Genomic DNA, 3,314 nt, shown 5'->3' with positions numbered 1-3,314 from the left:
CGGTTACATTCCGAACCCGGAAGTTAAGCTTCTCTGCGCCGATGGTACTGCACTCGGGAGGGTGTGGGAGAGTAGGTCGCCGCCGGACAATCTTTATAGAAATGGCCCCACGCCGGTGCGTGGGGCCATTTCTTGTTTTACGGGCTAATCCGCCGCCCGCACCAGCTCGACCAGGTGTGACCTGGGCGGCCGCGTCTCTCCCACCTTGGTGTGCTGCCCCGTCCGGGTGTCCACGCGGAAGATGATTTCGTGGAACAGCTCGGCCGTCCCGCATTTCAACAGAACCTCCCGAGAGCCGGCCCACCGGCTGACGTCGCAACGGCTCGCCCTGTCCTTCAACGGGAGCGAGAGGCGTACGTCATGGAGCGCCTTTCCGGTCCCGGTGTCGATGGTGACCAGCCGGGCCGGGCGGATGTCGGCGCCGCCGGCCGGGAAGTTCCTGGAGACGACCTGCGCGGCCTGGCCCGTCCCGTCCGGGGTCAGGGTGCCCGTCGCCTCGACGGCGCGGAGGCGGGCCGGTAGCGGCCTTGTGGTGGTCCCCGAGGCGTCCATGACCGAGAACGACTTGTCGTCCTCGACCATGAGCCTCGATCCGTCGTCGTCCAGCCGGTCCAGCCAGGAGCCCCCAGGCAGCCGCCACACCGTGCGGCCGGTGGCGACGTCCACGACGAAGCTCGGAGGCTCGTCCACGCCGTCCCAGCCCGCCACGTAGTCGACGTACAGCCAGCGCCCCTTGCTCAGAAGCGCGGGCCGGTACGCGAGCCGGTCCCCGTCCACTCCGGGTGCGGCCTCCTGGACCGCACGGACGGTTCCCCCCACCAGGTCCCGGACCACGAGGCGGCCGTCGCCGGCCCGCTGGTAGGCCAGGTAGCGGCCGTCCGCGGTCAGGTCCACGTAACCCCGCTCCACCGCGTCCGTGAGCTGCCACGTCCTCCCGCCGGATGTCACCACGGACCAGTGGGCGCACTCGTCGTGCGGTCCCCCGTCCTCGGCGTTGTCGCACAGGTACGCGTAGGCAGCGGTCTCGCCAGGAGACGGGCGGGGCCGCTGGTCCGGCGCGCGGGCGGTGGTCCACAGCGGGACCAGGGCCGCGCCGGCCGCCACCACGGCGGCGATCACTATGAGCTTCTTCATGGCACCCCTCCATCAGGTTGGATGCCGCCGAGGTCCTGGCGGTTTTCGAGGAGGGGCTCGATGCGATACGGGATCTGGGTGGACAGGGCGATGGTCGTGTCCGTGCGCTGCACGGCCGGGGACGCCAGGATGCCGGCGATGATCTCCTGCAGGTGCTCGGTGGTGTGCGCGACCACCCGGCACAGCAGGTCGTACTGGCCGCTCGTGCCGTGCACCTCCAGGATCTGCGGTACGGCGCGCAGTGCCTCCGCCGCCTCCGACAGCCGCCCCTGGGCGATCTGCAGCCACACGAACGCCAGGATGGGGTAGCCGGCGCCGGCCGGTGACACGGTCGGGCCGAAGTCCTCGATCACGCCTCTCGCCGTCAGCTTCTCCACCCGGGCCTGTACGGTGCCGCGCGCCACCCCCAGCAGCCGGGCCGGCTCCGTCAGGCCGACGCGCGCTGGCCGCCCCCCGGTACGCCGCCCTGTACCACCTGGCGGGGCAGGCCGCGCGGCGGGTGGAGTCCGAGGAGGCGCTGGAGTTCGTGTCGAAGGTCTTCTGGTTCACGATGGAGTTCGGGGTCATGGCGGAAGGGGGCGAGCTCAGGGCGTACGGGGCGGGGATCCTCTCGTCGTACGGGGAGATCGAGGAGTTCCGCGGCATGGACGTCAGGCCGCTGGACCTGTCCGCGATGGGGACGACACACTACGACATCACGAAATATCAGGACGTGCTGTTCCGGGCCGAGTCCCTCCAGCACCTGGAGGATGTCGTGGGGGACTTCTGGGCCACGTGCGACGACGATTCGATCGCGAAATTGATCGCCGCGGACATCTAGCGGCCTGTCACGATTTTTCGTGATAATGCGTCAATGATCGCGGGCCGCGGCCAGGCAATACCACGAGCGGTCATCGCCCTCGCCCTGCTCACAGCCCTCTTGCCGATGCCTGCCCGGGTCCGGGCACAGCCGCCCGCGCCCGCCCGGCGGGAAACGGTCCTGGGCGTACGCGAGGCGGCCCTCGGGGCGCGGCTGGAGCGGGTCTCGGCCGAGGAGAACCTGGCGCCGATCCCGGCCGAGCGGATCGGCAAGCGGCTCGACCGCTACCTCGCGGGCCGGTCCGGGCAGGTCACCGCCATGGTCAAGGACCTGACGACCGGCCGGCTCTACCGCTACCACCCGGGCGAGCGCCTGATCACCGCCAGTACGGCCAAGGTGCAGATCCTCATGGCGCTGCTGCTGCGGACCTCGTGGAAGAAGCTGCCGGCGGCCGTCCGGCACGACGCCGACATCATGATCCGCTACAGCGACAACCACGCCGCCGACCGCCTCTGGTCACGCATCGGCGGCGCGCCCGGCTTCACCAAGGCCGGCAGGAAGCTGGGCCTGGAACACACCCAGGGCGTCCCAGGCGAGTGCGTTGACCTGTATTGCTGGGGAATCACCCGAACGTCGGTGGACGACCAGATCCGCCTCATGCGGGCCCTGGTGTCCGGCAAGAGCCCGCTGAAGGCCAAGGACCGCGATCAGGTGCTGAAGCTCATGGGTCACGTCGTGGCGGGCCAGAACTGGGGCATCAGCGCCGCCGCGTGCGCGGGCGACCGCGTGGCGCTGAAGAACGGCTGGCTCAAGCACGTCTCGAACAAGCTCTGGGCCACGGTCAGCGTCGGCCTGATCAGGGGTGACGGCCACGCCTACGCCGTTGCCGTACTCACCGAGGGAAGTCCCGAGGTGGGGTACGGCATAGCGACGGTCGAAGGCGTGACGAAGCGGATTATGCAGGACTTCCGGAAGTGCCAGGCGTGACCAGCCGGTAGCCGACGCCCCGGACGGTCTGGATGAGCTGGTCGTCCTCGTCGCCCAGCCGGGCGCGCAGGCGTTTGACGTGCACCGCGATCGTGTTCGTCGAGGTGTTGGCCGCGGCGTGCCACACGTGGCGCATGATCTGCTCGCGGGTCACCGTGCGATCGGCGTTGCGCATCAGGTACTGCAGTAATTCGAACTCCCTCAGGGGCAGGTGGACCGCTCGCCCGCCCACCCGTACCTGATAGGCCTGCACGTCCAGCTCGACCCCGCCCACGGCGAGCACCTGGCGCGCGCCGGGCGAGGCCGCCTGGATGAACGGCAGCAGCTCCGCCACCCGGTAGGGCCGGGCCACGCAGGCGGCCGCGCCGGCGGCGAGCGCGCGTACCGCCTGCTC

Annotated in this window: 5 protein-coding genes and 1 rRNA gene; 3 read left to right on the top strand and 3 right to left on the bottom strand. The window is 70.1% G+C overall.

What is annotated here, in order from left to right; genetic code table 11:
- A 5S ribosomal RNA gene (rrf, locus tag ACWDX9_RS61435) occupies positions 1 to 88 on the top strand; the annotation flags it as partial.
- Between the two features lie 56 nt (positions 89 to 144).
- On the opposite strand, the gene ACWDX9_RS61430 is transcribed toward rrf, so the two are convergent.
- Both ACWDX9_RS61430 and ACWDX9_RS61425 read right to left on the bottom strand, forming a co-directional pair.
- Complete coding sequence (locus tag ACWDX9_RS61430; protein ID WP_449973137.1) at positions 145 to 1,134, bottom strand: hypothetical protein; 990 nt, start codon at positions 1,132 to 1,134, stop codon at positions 145 to 147.
- Complete coding sequence (locus ACWDX9_RS61425; RefSeq protein ID WP_449973136.1) at positions 1,131 to 1,538, bottom strand: Lrp/AsnC family transcriptional regulator; 408 nt, start codon at positions 1,536 to 1,538, stop codon at positions 1,131 to 1,133. Before ACWDX9_RS61425 ends, ACWDX9_RS61430 begins: the two co-directional genes overlap by 4 nt.
- A 95-nt stretch (positions 1,539 to 1,633) precedes the next feature.
- Here ACWDX9_RS61425 and ACWDX9_RS61420 point away from each other — a divergent pair, with 95 nt between their 5' ends.
- Positions 1,634 to 1,954, top strand: coding sequence for a hypothetical protein (locus ACWDX9_RS61420; RefSeq protein WP_449973135.1), 321 nt, complete (start codon positions 1,634 to 1,636; stop codon positions 1,952 to 1,954).
- A 105-nt stretch (positions 1,955 to 2,059) separates the two neighbouring features.
- Positions 2,060 to 2,920, top strand: a complete 861-nt coding sequence (locus tag ACWDX9_RS61415) for a serine hydrolase (protein ID WP_449973134.1) — start codon at positions 2,060 to 2,062, stop codon at positions 2,918 to 2,920.
- Here the strand turns inward: ACWDX9_RS61415 and ACWDX9_RS61410 are convergent.
- Positions 2,889 to 3,314 (bottom strand): winged helix-turn-helix domain-containing protein (locus tag ACWDX9_RS61410; protein ID WP_449973133.1); only part of this gene is annotated, 426 nt, incomplete at its 5' end. The genes ACWDX9_RS61415 and ACWDX9_RS61410 overlap by 32 nt on opposite strands.

The sequence above is a fragment of the Nonomuraea sp. NPDC003201 genome (assembly GCF_053590415.1).
The sequence above is the reverse complement of the archived record's forward strand: the minus strand, read 5'-3'. Positions and strand labels throughout refer to the sequence as shown.

Coding starts and splice junctions, on each gene's coding strand:
- ACWDX9_RS61415 (WP_449973134.1), top strand. CDS start 2,060: ATGCCTGCCCGGGTCCGGGCACAGCCGCCCGCGCCCGCCCGGCGGGAA.
- ACWDX9_RS61430 (WP_449973137.1), bottom strand. CDS start 1,134: ATGAAGAAGCTCATAGTGATCGCCGCCGTGGTGGCGGCCGGCGCGGCC.